Source organism: Pseudomonas sp. Pf153 (genome assembly GCF_001269775.1).
Classification (GTDB): domain Bacteria; phylum Pseudomonadota; class Gammaproteobacteria; order Pseudomonadales; family Pseudomonadaceae; genus Aquipseudomonas; species Aquipseudomonas uvaldensis.
In genome coordinates, this window is the sequence record NZ_LHVL01000006.1 from 24,929 (window position 1) to 48,006 (window position 23,078).

A 23,078-nucleotide genomic window follows, 5' to 3' on the forward strand; every position below is an offset into this window, starting at 1 on the left:
CCAGAGCCCCCCCAAACCCCCCCATCCAAACCGGGAGGTTTCATTACCTTCAAACCAAGCCACATTCCCTGTGGGAGCGAGCCCTGCTCGCGATGACGGAGTGTCAGTCGACATCAATGTTGAATGTCAGACCGCTATCGCGAGCAGGGCTCGCTCCCACAGGGATTCCGAGTGTGGCTAGGATCCTCTGCCTTTCTCGTTCGCCGGGTCGTACACCCGGGTCAAGTCCCCGCCGAGGCGGAAGGTCTTGAACGGTTGCATTTCATGCTTGCGCTCCAGCACATCCTCGGAACAGCTGTAGAGGCTGCAGAACGGCTCGAGCCAGGCGAATTTCGAATCGATCTTGAGATCCTTCATGTCCTGTTTTTCGCCGTTCTTCTCTTCGAAGATGTCCGGGTCTTCCACCCCGGCCAGTACCCGCTCGCCCAGACGCTTGAGGGCGCCATTGTTTTCCTGGCGAAGGTCCACGCCGTTGACCTGGGCGAAACTGGCGATCATCGCCAGGGGCGGCAGGGCATAGTTGTGGTACGACAGCGCCCGTTGCTTGCGCTTGAGTTCGTTAGGCAGGAAGCCTTCGGCGTCGATCTGGTTGACGCCGACCTTGTATTCCTTGACGGCCCAGTCGAACAGGTCGCGGCGGTTGGTCGCCACGGCAGTGGCCATGACTGACCAGGCGGCCCAGTAGGAGTGGTTGTTGGTCTGCTCCAGCGGCAGGTTGTCCCAATCGCTGACCACCTGGTCGGCCATCTTGCTGAACCAGTTTTCGATCAGTTGCGCCTGTTCCTGGTGGTTGGCCAGTGGGCGGGACTCGGAGAACTTCAGGCGCACATAGGCCGACGCCATACTGCCCAGGGCCCATTTGCGCATGGACTTGCCGGTGTGGTTGAAGTCCTTGGACATCAGCGCGTCGGCCTGTGCCCAGGCGGTCAGCCAGTTCAGTGTGCACTCCAGTTGCTCGGGGCGGCCGTCGCGCATGAACTGCATGACTTGCTTGCTGACGCCGCGCTCGATCTTGGTGATGTCGGCGGTACTGTCGCGGAAGGCTTTTTCCGATTGCACGTTCAGGGTCGCACGGGCCTTGTCGGAACCCTCGTACTTGCTGCGAAATTGCAGCGCGCCGGTGTAGGGCGTCGGTGTGGCATCGCAGCCTTGTGCGGCATCGCCCACCTTGACCTTTTCAATGGGCGCGAAATAGCCCTGTGGTGGTCGCAACGGAGCCGCGGCCTGCGTGGCCCCGGCGAACATCGCCAGGGTCAGCAGGGACGGCGCCAGCAGCGCTTTCAAGGTTCTGGGTCGCATGTTTCTGGTCATAAAGCGAGACCTCATTGTCCGATTTGAGCCGTTTGTTCGGCTTGCGGAGAGACATTGCGTTTGCAGACTTTCGCTTCGATTTGCTGTGCTGCCGCACCGGCTTCGGGGCCCTGGACTTCAACGGCCAGCAGGTTCTGCGAAGCCCAGTCCTCATCGGTGCGCAACTGGAAGGCGAAACGCCCGTCGGTTTCCGAGGTGTTCGGTTTCTCGATCTTGATGTCCTCGTGGCGCCCATTCATGTACCAGAGGGTGGCTTGCAACGTTTTCACCGACGTATCGGCGAAACGGATATCGACCTGGTGGCTGCCGTTACGCAGATCCATGTTCTTGCTATTGACCATCAATTCGTTCTTGCCGGGCTTGAGGGCTGTCTTGCTGCTCATGACGGCCGGCTTGCCTTCGCAACCGTTGTTGTCCAGCAACGCAAACATCTGGCGGTAGATGGTTTCCTGGTCCAGGCGATACAGCGGCGAGAATTCCCAGATCAGGATCTTCGGCGGGTTCTTCTGGAACTCTTCGCTACCCAGGTACTGGATCATCGCGCCCTCGAAACCGCCGCCGGGGAAGGCCACGTTGAGGATGTCGGCGCCGATGGCCTCTTCCAGGAAACCGGCGAAGTTGTAGTTCTTGCCGCTGTGGCTGGTGCCCACGAGCGTGATCTGCGGGTTGCCGGAATCACCGAACAGGTCGCCGTCGCCGGCCTCGCCCTTGGGCTCGGTGGTGAACTGGTCCATGTACTGGATGGCGTAGCTGGTGCCACACAGTTGCCCGGCCATGTTGTGCAGGGTGCCGGTCTTGCCCATGCGGCCGGACTTCTTGGTCTCGAATTCACGCTTGGGAATGTCGGCGAAGGCCGGAATCTGCTTGACCTTCTCGGCAACGATTTTCGCCGTGCGCTGGGCGCCATATGGCGTCCAGTGCTGGTCGCCACGGAAGTAGAAGTCGTGGGCCGGCAGGGTTTCAGGCAGGTTTTCGTTGGTTAACGGCGACAGGTCCGGTACCACATACCCCATCTGTGCGAAACGGCCGAGCATGGTCTTGTAGTTGGTCAGGGCTTTTTCGTAGTTGAAGTTGGCCTTGTCCTGCGGGTTGAGCTTGTTGCGGTTCACCAGACCACGGGTCGGCTGGTAGACGATCACCAGTTCGACGCCTTTCTTCTTGAAGGCGTCGTGCAGTTGTTGCATGCGCTGGTAGCCCACTGGCGTGGTGGTGAATTCGGTGCGCAGGTCTTCCTGGGTACGGAACAGCCAATCGCCCTGGGCCTGGATCAGCGTGGTGAAGTTCTGCTGATAGCGCGTGGTGTAGTTTTTCGCGTCGTGAGCGGCCGGGCACAGATTGCAGCAAGGTTCGGCGGTGAAAGTCGGCGCCTTGATTTCGTCGGCGCGCGCACCGCTGGTGGCGGCAAGGATGCCGGCCGTGAGGGCAGACAGGCCCAGAAGTTTGATCATCTGTGGGTTCATAAAGGTCATCCTCAGTCCCGCATTTCGGTCTGGCGTTCGACAGGGTCGATCAGTACGGCTTTCTGCTGGCGCACCAGCAGGTCAAGAATTTCATCCTGGCGCTCACCCAGAATCCCCGTGAAGCTGATACCGCTGGATTTGGTTGGCGCGAGCATCGACACGCGATACAGCTCGACGCTCAGGGGGGAGTCGATGGACAGTGGGCCACTGCCGTTGCCGGCCAGTTCGCCACCGACCACGATCAGCGACACCTCGGCGTCGAACGGGTCGAGCTTGATGTCCCGGTCGGTGTTGGACAGGTCCTTGATGTGGCCGTAGAGACCGGTCAGGCCGTTGGCCATGGACAGGTTTTCATACAGGCGGATGTTCACGCTGTTACGGATCCGGATGCCGTGGCGCTGGTTGCTGATAACTTTGTTGCCCCACAACAGGTTGTCACCACTTTCATAAAGCGTGATGCCGTCGGTGTGGTTCTTGTAGATCTCGTTGTAGGCGATCAGGTTGTTCACGCTGTTACGGTCGATCACCACGCCCGAGAGCTTGTTGTCGTAGCTGCGGTTGTTGATGATGAAGCTGTCGTTGACTTCGCGGGAAATAATGATCCCGTGCTTCTTCTTGGTTCCGTAGACGGTATTGTCGGCAATGATCAGCCGATGGGAACGGTCGTGCGGGTCAATGCCGTAGACGATGTTGTCCTTGTAGGTGTTGCCCTTGATGACGAAGTCCCGCGTCTCATAGCAGTAGAAGCCGTACCACATGTCCGAGAACTCGGAACCGATGATCCAGCCGGTCGGTTCCGGGCGCTTGAGGACCTTGGCCATGTTGGGCGTGTACTGGGAAATACTCACCCCGTACGACTTACTGTTGGCGTAGCCGAAGCTGGCCATCTTGGTATTGACGATGTAAGTCTCGGTGCCGCCCCACGACAGCAGGAACGGGCGGAATTCCTTGGGCGAGCGGAACGTGGCGGGGCCATTTTCCTTTTCACGCCAACCGGTGACCTTGGTGTCGCGGATGAACATCTGGCCATCGTTGACCAGGAACGAGCCGCCCTCCTGGGACAGGCGCAATTCCTGGGTCTGTTTGTCGATCTCCAGGATGCCTTTCTGGCCCACCACGATCGGGATCTTCGCCAGGTAGACACCCGGCGAAGTCTCGATGACGTACTTGGGCACCTTCTTGACCAGGTCCTTGAGGTTCATGTAACCATCGTCGAGGAAAATGGCCTGTGGGATACCGTGCTGGCGCACGACCCATTCGGCCATCTTGTTGTCCCCGCCGATGAAGTCCTTCAAGGCATTTTCCTGCATCATCCGGCGCACGCTGACCTTGCCGGTCTTGGTCCGCACGATCTTGGCCGCGACCGCCTCGGCGGTGTAGCCCTTGAGATCTGGCAAGGTCGGCGCGGCCAGCTCCAGCGGGGCGGTCGGCGCACTGCTGACGGTGTAGGTCTTGGCCCGTTGCAGTTCCTTGACCACGTTGCCCGGCTTGACCGCCGGTTCAACGTTGGCGAACGCCGGCGAGCCGGCCAGCAGCATCGCTGCGACCAACAGGCTGATCGAACCTTTCATCGCCTGGCTGTTCCTGAGGTAGCGGTTCATATCGGGCACTCCCATGGTCATTCGCATCAGAAGCGCCAGATCACGTCGACAAAGGCGCGATGCATGTACGAATCGACCTCTTTGCCGTAGGCGTCGCCTGGCTTGAACACACCGCCACGCAGGCGCACCAGCGCCGACGGCTCATCGATGGACTGGCTCAGCGCGGCTGGCAACAGTCCTTGCTTGAAGTACTTGGTGACCACCAGGTCGACTTCCTGGCCCAGGTCCTTGTCGCCATCGCGCAGCGGCAGGGTGGAGGTGGACAGGATGGCGCCGGTCACGTCGTCGGTGTTGTTCTGCACGGCGTTGATGCCGTTGCTGCCCACCGGCTTGTTGCCGTCCACGCGCCAGAACTTGTGGTACACCAGGCTGGCGTCGTATTCGTCACGCAGTTGCCAGGAACCGAACAGACTGGCGCTCTGGGTGTTGGCCATTTCGCCACGGAACGCTTCGCCGAAACGGTGCACTCGCGAACGGGTACCGGTGAAGTTCGAGCGGTTGCTTTGCAGGCCGTTTTGTTCGTAGTCCTCGCTGGCGCGGGCATAGGCCGCACCGACTTGCCATTGCGGGTCGAGGCGCAGGCGGATACCCAAGTCGGTCGCCCAGCCGTCCACATCGTCGCTGCGCTTGGCTTCTGTCGGGCGCGTGCCGTCGGCATTGAGCGGGTTGACGGTGTCGCGGTCGCCGGTCATGCCGGTGATGCTGGCCCAGTAGTTGACGGTGTTGGTGTTGCGCCAGTTGTAGGCGTCGCTGTTGGCTTCCAGGCCGAGCCAGGTCAAGTCGCCGTTCTGCGTCTTGTCCAGGGTGTCGGTGGGCTCGCCCGGGGTCGGGTAGTCGAGGCTGCCGTTGTCATGGGAGTGGTGGGCGCGGATACCGGCCCACTGGCCTGGCATCCACTGGTAGCCCACGTCGCCGTAGACGTGCAGGCGGTCCTTGTCCTTGGGGGACAATTCCTTGAGGTCGGTGCGGTATTCGCTGAAGCGTTCGGCGACGCCGACGTTGGCTCGCAGCAACGTGGTGTCGAAAGTCCAGTTCAGGGCTTCGATGTTGGTATCGCGCCATTGGCCGTCGTCGTTGCGCAGGCGCTGGCGACCGAACTTCAAGAGCTCTCCCGGATACTGGGTAAACCCGCTGTAGCCAATCCAGAACTCGCGCATGGCCAGGTAGCTTTTCTCGGCTTCGCGATCGCCACTGTCGGTCTGTTGGGTAGCGCCATCGGACTGTTGCAGGGTGTCGGTCTCGATGATGTCGGTGGAGGTCACGGCCTGTGCCATGGCGTAGGCGCTCCAGTCGCCGCTTTCGCCATAGACCCATGGGCGCAGGTCCAGGCCCACGCCGTTGACGTCGCCGCCGCTCTGGGTGCCCAGGTCACGGTCGTCTTCGGATTGGCCGGTGATCTTCACCTCCAGGCCGAAGTTCTTGGTTTCGGTCAGGGCCGCCAGGGTCGGGCAGGACCACAGTAGGGCACAGGTCAGGCCAATTCCGGCCTGCACAAAAGGATTGAGCTTCAAAGGCTTCATAGTTTTTCCTCGCCGTCATCTTCTTTTAGGGCTTGCAGTTCCAGCGTATCGGGGGTCATGACGCCCCGAATGGCCTGCTCTTGTTGTAGCAGGCGTTTGGCTTCTGCAAGCTGCTGCGGCGGTAATTGTGCTTCGAGGGTCTGGGCAAGCTCGTTGGCTTGCGGGGTGTTCTGGGCCTTGGCCAACTGGCTGAACACATAGGCGTTGACCGGATTGGGCTTGGTGCCCTTGCCCTGGGAGAACAGTTGGGCAATGGCATAGTCGGCGCTGTTCTGGCCGTTGCGGGCGGCCTTGAGCAGGTGATCCAGGGCTTTTTGCGAGTAGACCTGACCCAGGTATCCACGGCGGTAGATCTGGCCGAGGTAGTAATCGGCGGCCACTTCGCGGCCCACGGCTTTCTGGAAATGCGCTTCGGCAAGTTTGGCGTCGGCGGGGACCCATTTGCCTTCGTAGTAGAGCTTGCCCAACAGCAATTCGGCACGAGGCTGATCGGCAGCGCGACCGTTTTCCAGGTACTGCATCATTTTGTCGACGTCACCCAACTCGGGGAAGTCGTAGAGCAATTGCGCCAGGCTGACCCAGGCGGCGGGGTAGCCGGGAGCGATGCCTTCGAGCAGCGACTGGGCAGTCTTCTCGTCGGTCTTGCCCAGGCTGGAATCGGCCAGGACGCGAGCGACGCTGTCGACGCGCTGGGCCGACACGACGCCACGGGCATGACCGTCCTGCATTTGCTTGAGCAATGCCGCTTGCTGTTCTGCCTGGCCGCGTTTCTGGTAGACCGTGGCCAGCTCGACGTAGCAGATGTCGGTGGTGGCGAGGGCGGCCTTGCAGACCTTCTCCACTTCGTCCAGGTGCTGGTCGTAGGTGCCTTGTGTGCGGTAGAGCAGAATCTGCGCCAGGCCCGCTTCGGGGTAGCCGGCGCTGCGCCATTGGCTGATTTGCTGCTGGGCGTTGACGTTCGGAAAGCTGTGAGGGTATTGCAGGTACAGCATCGCCAGCGGAATCAGGGTATTGCCTTCACCGTTGGCGAAGGCTTTTTTCAACAGGCCTTCGGCTTCGTGTTTTTCCGCTTCGGTGGAACCGGGCTTGGCCACCAGCAGGCGACCCAGGCGCGCCTGGGCCCGTGGCGAGATGTCGGCGGCGGCACGGTAGGTGGCCTCGGCCTTTTTCATCTGCTCGGGGTCGCGGCTGTCTACCTGGATATCGGCCAGGCCCACCTGGGCCTCGCTGTAGCCCAGGTCTGCCAGTTGCTGATAGTTCTGCTGCGCCAGCGCCGTGTCGCCGCGCTTGAGCGCTTCATTGGCCAGGCGCTGGTCGGGCAGGCCCGCGCAGCCGGCCAGGCTTACAGCCAAAGCCAGTGCACAGTATGCCGAGCGAATGTGTGGAATGGTCACGGGCATGTCCTCCGCTTACTTACCGACAGCCATGGCTTTGTCGATCAGCCAGTTCAGGTTCGGACCACGGTCGCTGTTGACCTCCACGGGACGACCGGCCAGGGCGCTGTCCAGCGGTTCGTCGGGCTTGATCATCACGCGGATATCGGAGGACAGGTCCTCGCTTTTCAGGCTGGTGCTGCTGATGATTTTGCCGGTGCGGGTGACGTCTTCGCCGGCCACCTGGAAGTTGACGGTGGTGCCTGGACGTACTTCGCCGAACTGGCGATAGGAGAAACGCGCCTCGACGTTGGCTTCGCTGCCGCGAGGAACCAGTTTGAAGATCACGTCGCCCTTGCTGGCGTACTGACCGTCGGACACCAGTTGCTGGGCCACGATGCAGTCGCAAGGGGAGGTCAGGGTGCCGGTCATTTGCTTGCCGAACAGTTCTTCGACCTTGGCCGGTTGCAGCTGATTGTCGTCCAGGTGGCCCTTGAGTACGTCGAGCATGCTGGTGCTGAAAGTCGCCAGCGGGGCGCCCTTGGCGGCCACGCCGTCAGCCTTGACCAGGCTCTGTACCGTGCCGTCGCGCGGCATGGTAATGGCCATGCCCGGAACGTTCACCAGACCAGCCTGGGCATGGCTGACGAAGTACATGCCATACACCGACTTGAAGATGAAGCCGAACGCCGCCAGGCCGACCACGAAGACGCCCAGGCTGAAGGTCACGGCCCGCAGGCGACCGAAGGCGCTCATGCCGCTGCTGTCATCCTTCTGCTTGCGCGCCTTGGTGAAGTTGTCGCGTTGCAGGGTCGCCAGCACATCGCCGACGCCGACGATGTCGCCCGCCAGGTGCGAGGTGATGATGTGACGCAGTGTCGAGATGTCACGTGGCTCAAGGTTCTGGAACTGGCAGCCGGTGCGGCCGGTCTGGCGGTCATGGGAGCGGATTTGCAACTCCACATCCATGGCAAGGCCAAGGTTGTCGATCACGAACTGCAGGCGAGCCTTGTAGGCCTCGCCAACCTTGAGCGGCATCTGGCCGGCGTTGAAGCACAGGCCACCGGCGGACAGATCCAGTACCTTGACTTCCATGGGCGTACGGTCAGGACCGAAGAAGCGCAGCTTGGCCGGGATTTTCACCCGGGCGTGTTGGCGCTGGGCTTCGGATTCATGCACTACGTTGACATTCACGGCGGTATTCATAAGGGCGATTTCCTGGTTAATTCATTCAAGTCCGGTCAGACCATCGTCAGCAGCACGGCAACGAAAATGCTGCCGGCAGAGAAGGTCATGGTCCGAGACGACCAAGTGTTGAACCAACGTTGAAAGCTGGCGAGATCACGAGTCAGTGAAGTGGGCTGGCGGGTCCAGGACTGTTGGTCGAGGCGGAAGAACACGTAGATCTTCACCAGCGCGCCGACGATCTGGTTGTAATAGAGGATCAACGGGTAGGCCGGGCCGATCCGGTGTCCGGAGCACGACAGCAGCAGGGTCAGGATCAACCGGGTGATGCCGATCCACAGCAGGTACACCAGGATGAACGCGGTGCCGTACTTGAAGCTGGCGATCAGTGCCACGGTCAGGCCCAGCAGGGAGGTCCACATCGATACGCGCTGGTCGAACAGCACCACGGAAGTGAACAGGCCCAGACGCCGCATGCCCAGGCCCAGTGCCCGGGAGTTCTGCCGCAGGTTGTTGCCGTACCAACGGAACATCAACTTGCGACTGGCCTTGATAAAGCTCTTTTCCGGCGGATGCTCGACGGTATTGATCGCCGCGTCGGGCACGTAGAAGGTGTCGTAACCCAGGCGCATCAGGCTGAACCAGCTGGACTTGTCGTCGCCGGTCAGGAACTTGAAGCGGCCCAGGCGCCAGTGTTGCAGCGAGTCGCTTTCCACATCGGCGATGAATTCCGGGTTGGTGACCACGGTGGCGCGGAATACCGACATGCGCCCGGTCATGGTCAGTACGCGCTTGGACAGGGCCATGGAGCACATGTTGATGTGACGCTGGGCGAAACGCAGCTTGTGCCATTCGCTCATGATGTAGCCGCCGCGCACTTCGCAGAACTCGTTGGTGGTCAGGCCGCCGACGTTGCCGAACAGCTGGAACCACGGCACGGTCTTGCGCACCACGCCCTCGGCCAGCACGGTGTCGCCATCGATCACGGCGACCACGGCGCGGTCGTCCGGCAGGTGGCGGGAGATGGCGCGGAAACCGTAGGCCAGGCCGTCGCGCTTGCCGGTGCCGGGAATGCGCACGAAGTCCAGCTTGACCCGCTCTGGCGGGTTAAGGCGGGCCCAGAGGCTCTTGACCAACAGTTCGTCGGACATTTCCACGATGGAGCAGACCACGGTAGTGGGCAGGCCACAGTCGATGGCTTCGCGGATCACCGAGCCATACACCTGGGCGGTGGTCAACGCATCGATTCGGAAGCTGGTGACCATCAGGAACACGTGCGACGGGTCCGCGGCCTTGCCCAGCTTGCGTACCTTGCGGCGCAGGTGAGGGTAGACGATGTACAGAAAGATCATGCCGCGCACGAAATGCGTCGCGCCCATGGAGTAACGCCAGATGCCCACGGCGCCGATCAGGAAAATGAAATCCTTGGATTCGGAGTCGAACGTGGACGTGGGCAGCACCGCGGCGATGCCCAGCAATAAACTCAAGTAAAACAGCCAACCGGCGGCCTGAAGCAGGCCGTGCTTTAGCCTGTGCATAATCTGCATCCGTCTCTATCTCGGGCGGGCCTTGTGGGCGGCCCGATGGGTTAAGGCAGGCGAAAGGCCGGCCGGGGCGAGCCCCGGCCGGCAAACAGACTTACCAGCAGATGCCTTCGGCCCGGCCACTTTCGTGAGTGGTCTTGGACATGAAACCGACCAGGTCGATGACCTGCTTGCCCTCGGGTACGTTCTCGGTCAGTGCACGGAATCGCTCATCGCGGTTGCCCAGGATGATGATGTCGGAGCTGTCGATCACCGAGTCGAAGTCGGAGTTGAGCAAGGACGAGACGTGAGGGATCTTCGACTCGATGTAGTCCTTGTTCGCACCGTGGACGCGGGCGTACTCGACGTTGCTGTCGTAGATGCGCAGGTCATAGCCCTTGCCGATCAGCATTTCCGCCAGTTCAACCAGCGGGCTCTCGCGCAGGTCGTCAGTGCCGGCCTTGAAGCTCAAGCCCAACAGGGCGACTTTGCGTTTGTCATGGGCGGAAACGATGTCGAAGGCGTTCTGCACCTGGGACTCGTTACTGCGCATCAGCGAGTTGAGCAGCGGAGCTTCCACGTCCAGGGAGCTGGCGCGGTAGGTCAGGGCGCGAACGTCTTTTGGAAGGCAGGAGCCGCCGAAGGCGAAGCCAGGGCGCATGTAGTACTGGGACAGGTTCAGGGCCTTGTCCTGGCAGACCACGTCCATCACTTCACGGCCATCGACGCCGACGGCCTTGGCGATGTTGCCGATTTCGTTGGCGAAGGTCACCTTGGTGGCGTGCCAGACGTTGCAGGTGTACTTGATCATCTCGGCGACGGCGATGTCCTTGCGGATGATCGGCGCATCGAGCTCTTCGTACAGCGACTGCAGGACGTCGCCGGAGGCTTTGTCGAACTCGCCGATCACGGTCATCGGCGGCTGGTCGTAGTCCTTGATCGCGGTGCTTTCACGCAGGAACTCAGGGTTGACCGCGACGCCGAAATCGACACCGGCCTTTTTGCCGGAGCAGTCTTCGAGGATCGGGATCACCACGTTGGCCACGGTGCCTGGCAGAACGGTACTGCGAACCACGATGGTGTGACGGGTGGTCTTGTCACGCAGCACAAAACCGATTTCGCGGCAAACGGCTTCGATGTAGTTCAGTTCCAGATCGCCGTTTTTCTTGCTCGGTGTACCGACGCAAATCATCGACAGATCGGTGTCGCGAATAGCTTCCGCGAAGTTGGTAGTACCGCGCAAACGGCCCGTTTGAATACCCTGTGCCAGCAACTCTCCAAGACCCGGTTCAACGATCGGCGATTTACCGGCGTTGATCATATCGATCTTGTCCTTGGCGACATCCACGCCAACCACATCATGGCCCCGTGCAGACAGGCAACCGGCACATACTGCACCGACGTAACCCAAACCAAATATGCTAATGCGCATCGCATTTACCTCTGTTTTCACGCCATCAAATGGCCGGAGTTAATAGTGTTCAGCGGTCATCGCGCACTCGGAAGTGTGGAATGCAGGCGCCACAATGCCGTGTGCAGGCATACTAAGTTCCGAGTGTCTAAATAATTGCACTCAAGTTGTGCGCAAAGCGGCCTAGTTGTTATGACCTGCCCTGTTATGCAGCCGGTCCTCGTTGTCGGGGACGTTCGTGCAAAGGTCTTACACTTCTGATTTCTGGCAAAAAGCCCACAAAATCAGAAGGTTGTGTGTTCGGGTGAACACGTTAATAGGGGCGCAGCCTTGGCCTTAGTAGGGGATAGTGATGGTGCGTTATCTCCTGTCCTTTCATCTTGGATCCCATTAGGCGACCGTTTCGCTTAGTTGTCGTGACAACTTGGTTACTTCAGTCGACCTCCTGCGTAAGTTATCTCGTACACGCTCGGCGAGAATCGTTACGGGTGGTATGAGCCGTGCATTTGGACATAGTTCCGATCCGCTCATCGCGATTTTCGAAATTTTTCGAAATATCTGCTGAGATGGCACTGCTTTCAAATTGATAGCACTCGCGATTTCGGCCTTTAGTTACGGGGAGTTAAAAGGCCTGGATAGTTTTGTGCCACTATCGTTGAAATTTTTCCGTGCCACTACGGAAAAAACTGACATTTGTCGAGTGAAAGAAAAGTTAGCGCCGGGGGTGTATTGAAAGTTGACGTCAGGAAAGTGACGAATTGAGCGAGGAACCGAGATGACATATCCGAAGTTGATCGAGGCCCCTGATCAGGGGCCCGGAAAGTCGTTGCGTTATTGCGGTGCGTGATCGCGCAGGAAAACCAGCTTTTGCGGGGACGACTGTTCAGTGCTGAAGCGATAGCCCTGCACATCGAACTGCTTGAGCATTTCCGGATCGTTGATGCGCTCCTGAATGACAAACCGGCTCATCAGGCCGCGGGCCTTTTTGGCGTAGAAACTGATGATTTTGTACTGGCCGTTCTTCAGGTCCTTGAATTCGGTGTCGATGACGCGCGCTTTCAAGGCGTTGCGCTTGACCGCCGAAAAATATTCGTTGGAGGCCAGGTTCAACAGCACGTCATCGCCCTGGTCGGCCAAGGCTTCGTTCAACCACTCGCTGATGAGGGTGCCCCAGAAGGCGTACAGATCCTTGCCTCGGGCATTGGCCAGCTTCGTACCCATCTCCAGGCGATAGGGTTGCATCAGGTCCAACGGTCGCAACAGGCCATACAATCCGGAGAGCATGCGCAGATGTTGCTGGGCATGATCGAAATCGGCGTCGCTGAAACTTTGCGCATCAAGGCCGGTATACACGTCGCCTTTGAAGGCCAGCAGCGCTTGCTTGGCGTTGGCGATTGTGAAGGCCGGGGTCCAGCTGCCGAACCGCGCGGCATTGAGGCCGCCGATCTTGTCGGAGACGTGCATCAGTTCACTGATCTGTGCCGGCGAGAGTCCGCGCAATTGTTCGATCAGTTCCTGCGAGTGGTCCAGGTATTGCGGCTGGGTGAAGCGCGAGGTGGCCGGCGGTGTTTCATAATCAAGGGTCTTGGCGGGGGAAATCACCATCAGCATGCAATCGTCTCCTTTAAAAGTGCGGCGATTCTAGGAGGTTGTCCGGGTTGACTCCAGCTATTGGGGTGATAGGAGATGGATGGCATCCGGGCTGCCCTCGCCACAGGAATTAATACCAGCATGAGATCCAGGGGGCGGAGTCCCAGGATCGGCTATGATGCGGCGCGGGTTTCGTTATGGAGACATCCCTTTTGCGCATTGCTCTTCTTTTGTCGGCCTGGCTGTTGAGCCTCGGTGCCTGGGCCGCGCCCAACGACATCGCCACCCTGGATCGCAGCACCTGGCCGGAGCAACTCACCAGTGCGACGTTGTTCGATGTGGCGTCCCGGGCCGAGATCCTGATGTTCTCCCGGGTCCTGCTCGACACCGATGCCATGGACGAAATCGCCCTCAAGCAGTACCTGGGCCTGCGCTCGATCAACATGGTGGCGATCGATAACCTCCGGGCACGGCTGTGGCAGCGCTTGTTGAGCAGCTACAACTTCGCCCAGCGCAGCTGTGACCAGGATGCTTCCTTCTGTTATCTGGTGGAGGACATGGCTTCGCTGCGCCAGGAGGCGGGCCGCTTCCATCTCGATGACAATTCCTTCTACATCAAGTGGGCCGGACCGAGCCGGATCTTCCATACCCAATACCGGGACGAGCTGTTGCGCAAGGCTGCGCTGTTTCCGCAGACCAGTAGCGAGATCGAGCGTTTCGGCGATTACGAGCGCAACGGCGAAGACATGCATGACCGGCTGTTTCTGCTGACCTTCGACAGCGGTGCCAACGTTGCGCCGGATAACACGCCCTGGCTGACCGAGTACCTGCGCAAGTCGAACATGAGCGGTACTTTTTTCGTCCTCGGCAAGGATATCCAGGCGCGGCTGGCGGATCGCTCGGTCAACGGTCTCCAGGCATTGTATTCCGGCCAATGCGTGGGCGTGCAGGGGTGGGAGTTCCGCTCCCACAGCTATTGGCAGGACTGGCAGGATTCAGTGCGACGCAGCGTCGAACTGGTCAAGAGCAAGCTGCCGGAAAACTACGTTCCGTTGTTCCGCCCGCCCCAGGGGCAGCGCCGTGGCGATGCCGAAGCCTTTTTCCGCAAACAGGGCCTGCAGGTGGCGCTGTGGGACATCGATCCCCAGGACGGCAGCAACCGACTCAAGCCCGAGCAAAGCGCCCATCGGGCGTTGACCCTGATGCTGCTCTGGCGCCACGGGGTGATCAACTTCAACGCCAAGCAGGATGCAGTGAAAACGGCAATGCCCTGGCTCATCGCGCAAACGGCGCAAAGCGGGATCGGCTGGGAAGATTGTCAGGACGCGTTTCACTGAAAACCGCAAGGGCCCGGAAACATTGGGGAAGAGGCAAATTCCGGTGTGCATTCATGGCGACCGGACTTCCGACTTTAACGGGGCGGCGGTGGTACGCCAAGGGCTTTTCGTCACTCTGAAAAATAAACTTCAAAAAAGCGTCAAAGTGCTTTTTCCTGTCATGGTTTTTGGAGTATCAAGAAGTCAGACCGCCGAAACCTGCAACACAGGTGGCGTCTTCCAAGACCCAGTTTGTGTGCAGTTCACCTCAATCCCCGCGGGTGAATTCGGTGGCTACCTCGAGGCGCAGCACTGTCATGGTATTGCGTCGAATGGCCCCCACAAAGGTGACCGAGTATGGATGACCACGGACGTAGCCCTTCCTCCAACCAGCCAATCCTCTATGTACTCGATACCAACGTATTGATCCACGATCCAAACGCACTTCTGAACTTCGAAGAACACCACGTTGCTATCCCCATGACCGTGCTCGAAGAGCTGGACAAGCTCAAGAGCGGGCATCACAGCGTGGCGGCCGAGTGTCGGCAGGCGATTCGCCTGATCGACAAGACCCTGGGGGATGCTTCTCCCGAGGATGTCGAACTGGGTGTACCGATCCAGCGCGGCAAAAGCGGTCCCAAGGGGCTGCTCTCGATCCTGATGAGCAAGCGCACCGAACCCAATCTGGTGCTGCCCGAACACTTGAACGACAACATCATCATCAACCAATTGATCGACCTGCACGCGCGCAACAAGGATCAGGCCGTGGTGCTGGTGACCAAAGACATCAATATGCGCCTCAAGGCCCGCGCCTGCGGGATTGCGGCGGAGGACTACAGCACCGACCAACTGGTGGACGACGTTTCGCTGCTGCCCAACGGCTACCACACCATGACCGGTTCCTTCTGGGACCGTGTGAGCAAGGTCGATACCCGTCAGGACCATGGGCGCACCTGGCACCAGGTGCAACTGATCGACAACCTGCCGGCGGTGCACATCAACGAGTTCATCATCGACGAGCAGGGGTTCGTTGGCTGGATCAAGGAGATCGAAGACGACAAGCTGCTGATTCTCGACTTGCACCAGGAGCCCTTGCTGCATCAGGAGGCCTGGGGGCTCAAACCGCGCGATATCTACCAGAGCCTGGCCCTGTTCGCCTTGCTCGACCCGGATATCCATCTGGTCAACCTGTCCGGCGCCGCCGGTTCCGGCAAGACCATCCTGGCCCTGGCTGCGGCCATCGAGCAGACCATGGTCAGTAAACGCTACCGGCGCATCATCGCCACCCGCAGCGTGCAGGGCCTGGACCAGGAGATCGGTTTCCTGCCCGGTACCGAAGCGGAAAAAATGGAGCCCTGGCTGGGAGCGATCACCGACAACCTCGAGGCCTTGCACATGGATGACGAAAGCACCCATGGCAGCGTCGACTACATCCTCAGCAAAGTGCCGTTGCAGTTCAAATCCCTCAACTACATTCGAGGCCGCAGCTTCCAGCAGAGCTTGATCCTGATCGACGAATGCCAGAACCTCACCCCGCACCAGATGAAGACCATCATCACCCGTGCCGGCGCCGGTTCGAAAGTGGTGTGCCTGGGTAACCTGGCACAGATCGACACGCCTTACCTGTCCGCGACCAGCTCCGGACTGACCTACCTGACCGAACGCTTCAAGGACTTCCCCAACGGAGTCCACATTACCCTGCAAGGCGTACCGCGCTCGATCCTGGCCGAATACGCCGAATCGCACCTGTAACCCCACCAAACCGGGCGGCCTTAAGGCCGCCCGGTCTTTTTGCCTCGCAAATAACTCACAAGGGGATGTGGGGTGCATGGGAAATTGTTGTTCTATCCAGGTGCGACAATCAGGCCTGCCGGAATCTGACCCACGGGTTTACAATCGACGCTCCTGATCAGGAGTATCCCTGTGCTGACCCATCTCGATTCCCAAGGTCGCGCCAATATGGTCGACGTGACCGACAAGGCTGTGACGTTCCGTGAGGCCACGGCCGAAGCCTTTGTGCGCATGCTGCCCGATACATTGCAAATGATCGTCAGCGGGGGCCACCCCAAAGGGGATGTGTTCGCCGTGGCGCGCATTGCCGGCATCCAGGCGGCCAAAAAGACCAGCGATCTGATTCCGCTCTGCCATCCGCTGATGCTCACCAGTGTCAAGGTCGAGCTCGATGCGGCCGGGGACGATCTGGTGCGCATCGTTGCTCGCTGCAAACTGTCGGGGCAGACCGGTGTGGAGATGGAAGCCCTGACCGCCGCCAGTGTTGCCGCACTGACCCTCTATGACATGTGCAAGGCCGTGGACCGCGGCATGACGATTGAAGGCGTGCGGGTGCTGGAAAAGCTCGGCGGCAAGAGTGGCCATTTTCAGGCGGATGCAACATGAGCATTACCGTGAAGTTTTTTGCGCGTTATCGCGAGGCACTGGGTCTGGACTCCGAGAGGATCGACGGCAACTTTCACACCGTGGAAGACGTTCGTGCGTTTCTGGCTGCTCGCGAAGGGTTCGACGTATTGAGCGAGCAGAACCTGATGTGTGCTCGCAATGAAGAGTTATGCCAGCTCGACGAACCGCTGGCCGACGGTGACGAGGTCGCGTTCTTTCCCACCGTGACCGGAGGCTGAGCCATGGCGATTCGTGTGCAGGCCGATCCATTCGACCCGGGCGCCGAAGTCAACGCAATGCACGCGGCCAATGTCGGCGTGGGGGCGGTGGTGAGTTTTGTCGGCTACGTACGTGACTTCAACGACGGCCTGGATGTGTCCGGGATGTTCCTCGAGCATTATCCGGGCATGACTGAAAAGGCCTTGGGCAAGATTGCGACCGAGGCCGAGCAGCGCTGGCCGTTGTTGAAGCTGGAAGTGTTGCACCGCATCGGCGCCCTGGAGCCGGGCGAGCCGATTGTCTTCGTAGGAGCTGCCAGTGCCCATCGTCAGGCGGCGTTCGACGCCTGCGCCTTCGTCATGGACTACCTCAAGACCCGTGCTCCTTTCTGGAAGAAAGAAAACACCGTCAATGGCCCGCGTTGGGTCGAAGGACGGGACAGCGATCATGCGGCGGCGGATCGCTGGAAGCAGTAACCCGCCTGTTGTTCCTCCGCCGCTATCGCGAGCAGGCTCGCTCCCACACGCGGTCTGTGTTGACACAGGACTTGTGATCGACACGGGTTCCTGTGGGAGCGGGCTTGCTCGCGAAGGAGCCCTCAGCCTCACATCCGATTCCCCTGACTGACTCATTGACGATATGTACATTTAAGTCCAGTATGGATTTATAAGTACATAAAGCTGTCGCGCTCATTTTTCTCTGCCAAACCAACAACAATCCGCGAGAGAACGATCATGAAGAAGCTCCCCCTCATCACCGGCGTAGCCCTGAGCCTGCTGGCCTCCAGTAGCCTGTTTGCCGCCGAGAAAACCTTGCGCATCGGCATCGAAGCGGCTTATCCACCGTTTGCTTCGAAGAACTCGGAAGGGAAAATCGTGGGTTTCGACTATGACATCGGCAACGCACTGTGCGCGCAGATGAAGGTTGAATGCGAATGGATCGAGGGAGAATTCGACGGTCTGATCCCGTCGCTGAAGGTGAAAAAGATCGACATGGCGCTGTCCTCCATGACCATCACGCAAGAGCGCAAGAAGTCGGTGGATTTCACCCACAAGTACTATTTCACCTCGTCGCGGCTGGTCATGAAGGAGGGCGCGGTGGTGGATGACCAGTACGTCAGCCTCAAGGGCAAGACCGTAGGTGTACAGCGGGCCACCACTACGGATCGCTATGCCACTGAGGTTCTTGAACCCAAGGGCGTGATCATCAAGCGCTACAGCAACAACGAGGAAATCTACATGGACCTGGCGTCCGGCCGCCTGGATGCGATATTCGCCGACACCATCCCGCTGGAGGACTTCCTGTCGATGCCCCGCGGCAAGGGCTATGGGTTTGTCGGCCCGGAACTCAAGGACCCGAAATACGTCGGTGAAGGCGCCGGCATTGCAGTGCGCAAGGGTAACAGCCAACTGGTGGCGGATTTGAACAAGGCCATCGATGGGATTCGGGCCAGTGGGGAGTATCAGAAGATTCAGGCCAGGTACTTCAAGTCGGATATTTATGGCGATTGACTAACCGCTATCGCGAGCAGGCTCGCTCCCACAGGGAAACGCGTCGAACAAGTCCTGTGTACAACGCAGATCCCTTGTGGGAGCGAGCCTGCTCGCGATGGCGTCAAGCCAGGCAACACAAAACCTAGCCCCTCAAGTCCTTCAAATGCTTGTAAACCGTCGCCCGCCCCATGTTCAGCACATTGGCCACATAGTTGGAAGCGCTTTTGCCCTTGAAGGCTCCCTCGGCGTGAAGCGCCAGGACCAGCTCGCGCTTATGGTCGCGGGTCAGCAGGTTCAGGCTCAATTGACGCTCGCGCATCCAGGCGTGCAGGAAGGTGTTGATCCGTTCCTGCCAGTCGTCGCGAAACAGTGAGTCCGGCTGGGGAATCAATTTGCCCGGCGACAGAAACAGGTCCAACGCGGCCTTGGCATTCTCGAACAGCGAAATATTCAGGTTGATGCATAGCACCGCCAGCGGCTGCCCGTCGGCGTCGCGCAGGACGCTGCTGAGGCTGCGGATCTTCTGTCCGTCCCAATTGAGCTTCTCGTACGGCCCGATGTTACGTTCGCTGATGTCTTCGCTGAGCATGTCCTCCAGGGCCGACTCATCGCCAATCTCGCGTTTGGACAGGTTATTGGCGATGTAATCGACCTTCTGCGTGCGCAGGTCATGCAGCACTACTTCGGCATGGGGGTAGAACAGCGTGGCGATGGCATCGGCGATGACGCGGAAGTTATCCAGCGCCGGATCGGTTTGCGGGGCGTTCATGACAGGGCTCCAGGCAGCGTCAGCGCCCCGTGAGACAGGGGCGCTGGGAGTTTGCCGCAATCGTGGCGATGCGTCACCTCAAGGAGGATCAACCCAGGCGCGAGGGTGACAGCATCGCGCTGTCGAGGCCGAAGCGGGCCAGGGCCTCCGGCAGCGGTTCGCCGCGCACCAGGGCCGCGCTGGCCTGGCCCATGGCGGGGGAGGTCTGGATGCCGTAGCCGCCCTGGGCCGCGACCCAGAACAGGCCAGGGACCTTCGGGTCGAAACCACTGATCAGGTCTCCATCGTGCACAAAACTGCGCAACCCGGCCCAGGTGCGAGTCGGACGGCGAATGGTCAATGTGGTGGCTTCTTCGATCTGGTAGATACCCATGGCGATGTCCAGCTCTTCGGGCTGTACGTCGTGGGGCTCCACCGGGTCGGCGTTCGCCGGCGAGCCGAGGAACATGCCGGCATCGGGCTTCATATAGAAAGATTCGTCCAGGCTCACCAGCATCGGCCAATCATGGATGTCCATGCCTTCGGGGCCGGCGAAGATGAACGCCGCGCGGCGCTTGGGTTGCAGGCCCAGTTTTGGGGCGCCGGCCATCTGCCCGATCTCGTCGGCCCAGGCCCCGGCCGCGTTGATCAGCACGGGCGTTGTAAAGGTCCGGTTCGCGGTTCGAACCTGCCACATCCCCTGGGCGTCGCGACACAGGTCCAGCACCTCGCTGTCGGTGTGCACTTCACCACCGCTGCGGCGTATACCGCGCAGATAGCCTTGGTGCAGTGCATCGGTGTCGATGTCGGCGGCAGTCGGGTCGTAAATGGCGCCATAGACTTTTTCCCGCCGTAGGATCGGCAATCGCACGCAGGCTTCTTGGGCGCTGAGCAGCTGCATCTGCGGCACCGTGGCCTTGGCGCTGAGGTACTGATTGTTCAGTTCGGCCGGATCGCCGGTGAAGTCCACGGTCATTTCGCCCCGCGGAGTGAGCAGGGGGTGTTCGCAGAACCCGGGCGGCGGCGCATCGAAGAAGTCGCGGCTGGCCTGGGTCAGTGCCCGTACCTGAGGGGTGCCGTAGGCCGCGGTATACAGAGCCGCCGAGCGTCCGGTGGAGTGATAGGCCGGGTGGGATTCGCGTTCGAGCACGATGACCCGGCCGTGGGGCGCGAGCCAGTAGCCGGTGGAGGCACCGGCGATACCGCCACCGATGATGATGAAATCTGCTGGGGTCATGAAGTTCTCCTGTGGAGACGGTACAGGGCGTTCGGAGGACCTGTGGGAGCGGGCTTGCTCGCGAAGGCGTCAACGCATTCAACATGGATGTGGCTGACACACCGCTTCGCGGGCAAGCCCGCTCCCACAGGGATCGAGTGGTGTCAGTCTTGGACGCGTAACCGGTAAAGCGCATTCGCCAGCGCAACATCCTCCAGTCCCAGGCCGATGGAGCGGAAGAACACATGGCGTTCATAGTCCGGATGCGCAACCCGTTCGCTGAGCAGCTCCGGCAAGTCGCCGACGATGTGCGATGCATCCCAGCCATGCTGCTCGCCGGCGATCAGCATTTCTCCGGCCGAAGCCGGCGTGGTCTGACGATAGTCGCAGAACACATCCATGTCATTGAGGCTTTGTGGCGGCACCTCATGGGCCCGCGGGGCGTTGGTGCTGATGGACGTGATCAGTGCCGGTTTGCCCAGTGTCCTCGGATCAAGCACTGCATTGGCCGAGGAGGTGCAGAGCATCACTACATCGGCGTCACGCACCGCCGCTTCGAGAGAGTCGGCAATTTCCAGGCGTGGGTCCAAATCAGTGATCAAACTCATCTCCTGCGCTGTTTTCGTCTTCAGGCCCGGCGAGTAGAGGCGTATGCCTTCCCAGTCCCGCAGTCCCTGGACGTAACGCACATGAGCCCGCGCCACCGCGCCGCTGCCGATAACAGCCAGGCGCCGGGCCTGCCTCGGGGCGAGGGCATCGACCGCGACGGCCGTGGTGGCGGCGGTGCGGGCAGTTGTCAGCTCGGCGGCATCGCACAGCAGCAGCGGCTGCCCGGTCTGCATTGACATCAGCAAGGTCCACGCAGTGACCAGCGGACCTTGTTCGCCGACGATATAGGGCGAGGTCTTGACCCCGTACACCTGATCTTCTGACAACACGCCCAGATAATTGATGAAATCCCCGGCGCCCTTGGGAAACACAACCAGCTGTTGGGGCGGTTGAACCGCCAGCCCGGCGGCGAGGTCACGGAACAGCTTGCGCAGGATCTGCGGTACATCGACGTGTACGAGCAGTTCTCGGGCTTGGGCGTGGATCATCACAACGGGTGTGCTGGGCATCGTGGACTCCGGGATGCATTTTAAACTTATTTGTCCATTATGGACTTTTTGTTTAATCGGGCAATATCCCGGGCAAAAAAAACGCAGCCAGAGTGGCTGCGCTTTTGAGACGTGCGGCGAGCGTCAGGAACGCTTGCGTTCGACCGGCCGCAAAAGGTGGGTAGGCGGCATTTCGCAGCTGATTTTGCGACCCAGCAACGCCTCGATGGACGGGAGCTGATAGGAGTCGTCCTCACCGGCGAAGCTGATGGACACGCCCTCGGCGCCTGCGCGACCGGTTCGACCGATGCGGTGCACGTAGTCGTCGGGGACTTCCGGCAGGGTGAAGTTGATCACATGGCTGATACCATCGATGTGAATGCCGCGACCGGCGACATCGGTAGCCACCAGCACGCGGATCTTGCCTTCACGAAAGCCTTCCAGCGTCTTGATGCGCTTGTGCTGTGGCACGTCGCCCGACAGTTGCGCCGCGTTGACGCCATCGCGTACCAGGCGCTCCTCGATGCGTCGCACCTCGTCCTTGCGGTTGGCAAACACCATTACCCGCTCCCAACCGTTGTCGTTGATCAGGTTGTAGAGCAGCTTGTATTTGTCGGCACCGGCCACTGCATAGATGTGTTGCTCGACGTTTTCACTGGCGACGTTCTCGGCTTCGATTTCGACGATGGCCGGGTCGGTGGTCCATTGCTTGGCGAGGTTCATCACGTCGTCGGTGAAGGTGGCGGAGAACAGCAACGTCTGGCGTTCGCTTTTGGGTGGCGTCTGGCGAATGATCTGGCGAACCTGCGGGATGAAGCCCATGTCGAGCATGCGGTCGGCTTCGTCCAGCACCATCACTTCGACCATGTCCAGGTGCACATCGCCGCGCTGATTGAAATCCAGCAGGCGGCCCGGCGTCGCGACCAGGATGTCGCAGTGACGGGCTTCAAGCTGCTTGAGCTGTTTGTCGAAGTCCATGCCGCCGACGAAGGTCATGACATTGAGGCCGGTGTACTTGGTCAGGTCGACGGCGTCCTTGGCGATCTGCACCACCAGCTCGCGGGTCGGGGCGATGATCAAGGCTCTCGGCTCGCCCATGTAGCGCTCCTTGGGCGGAGGCGTCTGCAGCAATTGGGTGATGGTGGAAATCAGGAACGCGGCGGTCTTGCCGGTCCCGGTCTGGGCACGGCCGATCGCGTCCTTGCCCGCCAGGGTGTAACCCAGCACCTGCGCCTGGATCGGCGTGCAGTAGGGGAAGCCGAGGTCCTGGATGGCGTGCATCAGTTCCGGGGCGAGCTTGAAATCATGGAAGCGCGTCTTGCCTTCCTGAGGTTCTACGACGAAGTCCTCGAGCTTCCACGCGACGGCCGGCGGCTTGGGCGCGCGTTCGCGGCGTGGCTTGGAGGGTTCACTGCGTGGCTTTTGCGACGCCTTGGCGGTGACAGGCTGGGCTGCGGGCTCTTTCGTCTCTGCAACAGGTGCGGGCCGACGCGATTGCTGTGGCGCTTCGGTGCGGCTCGGGCCGGGGACGGGAGCGCTGGGTGCGAGCTGCTCGGCCTCGCTTTTACCGAACATCTTCTTGAGTGCTTTGAGCACGGTCATCTCATCGATTGGTTAA

General features: G+C 60.3%; 19 protein-coding genes. 6 read left to right on the forward strand and 13 right to left on the reverse strand.

All coding sequences use genetic code 11. The features are described 5' to 3' along the window. Positions 1 to 177: 177 nt before the first annotated feature. From AD666_RS01040 to yaaA, 9 genes are all read right to left on the reverse strand, one after another. A complete protein-coding gene (locus tag AD666_RS01040) occupies positions 178 to 1,299 on the reverse strand; it encodes a mannuronate-specific alginate lyase (RefSeq protein WP_172679575.1) in 1,122 nt (373 codons plus the stop codon). 23 nt (positions 1,300 to 1,322) lie between these two features. After that, positions 1,323 to 2,771: an alginate O-acetyltransferase gene (locus tag AD666_RS01045; RefSeq protein WP_053146668.1), complete on the reverse strand. Its 1,449-nt coding sequence runs from the start codon at positions 2,769 to 2,771 to the stop codon at positions 1,323 to 1,325. Between the two features lie 11 nt (positions 2,772 to 2,782). Continuing rightward, entirely contained in the window at positions 2,783 to 4,372 is a 1,590-nt protein-coding gene (gene algG, locus AD666_RS01050; protein WP_053146670.1) for a mannuronan 5-epimerase AlgG, read from the reverse strand. Positions 4,373 to 4,398: 26 nt separating this feature from the next. Beyond that, a complete protein-coding gene (locus tag AD666_RS01055) occupies positions 4,399 to 5,883 on the reverse strand; it encodes an alginate export family protein (protein WP_053147427.1) in 1,485 nt (494 codons plus the stop codon). A 5-nt stretch (positions 5,884 to 5,888) separates the two neighbouring features. Further along, positions 5,889 to 7,292 (reverse strand): alginate biosynthesis TPR repeat lipoprotein AlgK, encoded by a 1,404-nt coding sequence (algK, locus tag AD666_RS01060; RefSeq protein ID WP_053146673.1) that lies wholly within the window; start codon positions 7,290 to 7,292, stop codon positions 5,889 to 5,891. Positions 7,293 to 7,301: 9 nt separating this feature from the next. After that, positions 7,302 to 8,471: an alginate biosynthesis protein Alg44 gene (locus tag AD666_RS01065; protein WP_053146675.1), complete on the reverse strand. Its 1,170-nt coding sequence runs from the start codon at positions 8,469 to 8,471 to the stop codon at positions 7,302 to 7,304. Between the two features lie 35 nt (positions 8,472 to 8,506). Then, on the reverse strand, positions 8,507 to 9,988 hold the full coding sequence (gene alg8 / locus AD666_RS01070; RefSeq protein ID WP_371259558.1) for a mannuronan synthase: 1,482 nt from the start codon (positions 9,986 to 9,988) through the stop codon (positions 8,507 to 8,509). A 100-nt stretch (positions 9,989 to 10,088) separates the two neighbouring features. Then, on the reverse strand, positions 10,089 to 11,405 hold the full coding sequence (locus AD666_RS01075) for a nucleotide sugar dehydrogenase (RefSeq protein ID WP_053146679.1): 1,317 nt from the start codon (positions 11,403 to 11,405) through the stop codon (positions 10,089 to 10,091). Positions 11,406 to 12,215: 810 nt separating this feature from the next. Then, the gene (yaaA, locus tag AD666_RS01080; protein ID WP_053146681.1) at positions 12,216 to 12,995 is read right to left on the reverse strand and encodes a peroxide stress protein YaaA; all 780 of its coding nucleotides are present in this window, start codon (positions 12,993 to 12,995) and stop codon (positions 12,216 to 12,218) included. A gap of 191 nt (positions 12,996 to 13,186) precedes the next feature. Between yaaA and AD666_RS01085 the strand changes: the two genes are divergently transcribed. The 6 genes from AD666_RS01085 to AD666_RS01110 all read left to right on the forward strand — a co-directional run bounded on the left by AD666_RS01085 (position 13,187) and on the right by AD666_RS01110 (position 18,417). Continuing rightward, on the forward strand, positions 13,187 to 14,311 hold the full coding sequence (locus AD666_RS01085) for a polysaccharide deacetylase family protein (protein WP_053146683.1): 1,125 nt from the start codon (positions 13,187 to 13,189) through the stop codon (positions 14,309 to 14,311). A 336-nt stretch (positions 14,312 to 14,647) separates the two neighbouring features. Then, positions 14,648 to 16,042, forward strand: a complete 1,395-nt coding sequence (locus AD666_RS01090) for a PhoH family protein (RefSeq protein WP_053146685.1) — start codon at positions 14,648 to 14,650, stop codon at positions 16,040 to 16,042. A gap of 171 nt (positions 16,043 to 16,213) precedes the next feature. Beyond that, positions 16,214 to 16,687, forward strand: a complete 474-nt coding sequence (moaC, locus tag AD666_RS01095; RefSeq protein ID WP_053146686.1) for a cyclic pyranopterin monophosphate synthase MoaC — start codon at positions 16,214 to 16,216, stop codon at positions 16,685 to 16,687. Next, on the forward strand, positions 16,684 to 16,926 hold the full coding sequence (locus AD666_RS01100) for a MoaD/ThiS family protein (protein ID WP_053146688.1): 243 nt from the start codon (positions 16,684 to 16,686) through the stop codon (positions 16,924 to 16,926). Before moaC ends, AD666_RS01100 begins: the two co-directional genes overlap by 4 nt. 3 nt (positions 16,927 to 16,929) lie before the next feature. Beyond that, entirely contained in the window at positions 16,930 to 17,382 is a 453-nt protein-coding gene (gene moaE, locus AD666_RS01105; RefSeq protein WP_053146690.1) for a molybdopterin synthase catalytic subunit MoaE, read from the forward strand. A 258-nt stretch (positions 17,383 to 17,640) separates the two neighbouring features. Then, positions 17,641 to 18,417, forward strand: coding sequence for an ABC transporter substrate-binding protein (locus AD666_RS01110; protein ID WP_053146692.1), 777 nt, complete (start codon positions 17,641 to 17,643; stop codon positions 18,415 to 18,417). A gap of 124 nt (positions 18,418 to 18,541) precedes the next feature. Here the strand turns inward: AD666_RS01110 and AD666_RS01115 are convergent, their stop codons facing one another. The 4 genes from AD666_RS01115 to rhlB all read right to left on the reverse strand — a co-directional run bounded on the left by AD666_RS01115 (position 18,542) and on the right by rhlB (position 23,062). Further along, positions 18,542 to 19,168 (reverse strand): transcriptional regulator, encoded by a 627-nt coding sequence (locus AD666_RS01115; RefSeq protein ID WP_053146694.1) that lies wholly within the window; start codon positions 19,166 to 19,168, stop codon positions 18,542 to 18,544. Positions 19,169 to 19,256: 88 nt separating this feature from the next. Next, the gene (locus AD666_RS01120) at positions 19,257 to 20,384 is read right to left on the reverse strand and encodes an FAD-binding oxidoreductase (RefSeq protein WP_053146695.1); all 1,128 of its coding nucleotides are present in this window, start codon (positions 20,382 to 20,384) and stop codon (positions 19,257 to 19,259) included. A gap of 143 nt (positions 20,385 to 20,527) precedes the next feature. Further along, entirely contained in the window at positions 20,528 to 21,481 is a 954-nt protein-coding gene (locus AD666_RS01125; protein WP_053146697.1) for an ornithine cyclodeaminase family protein, read from the reverse strand. 123 nt (positions 21,482 to 21,604) lie between these two features. Next, positions 21,605 to 23,062 carry an ATP-dependent RNA helicase RhlB gene (gene rhlB / locus AD666_RS01130; RefSeq protein WP_053146699.1) on the reverse strand — a complete coding sequence of 486 codons (1,458 nt, stop codon included), beginning with the start codon at positions 23,060 to 23,062 and terminating at the stop codon, positions 21,605 to 21,607. Positions 23,063 to 23,078 lie beyond the last annotated feature (16 nt).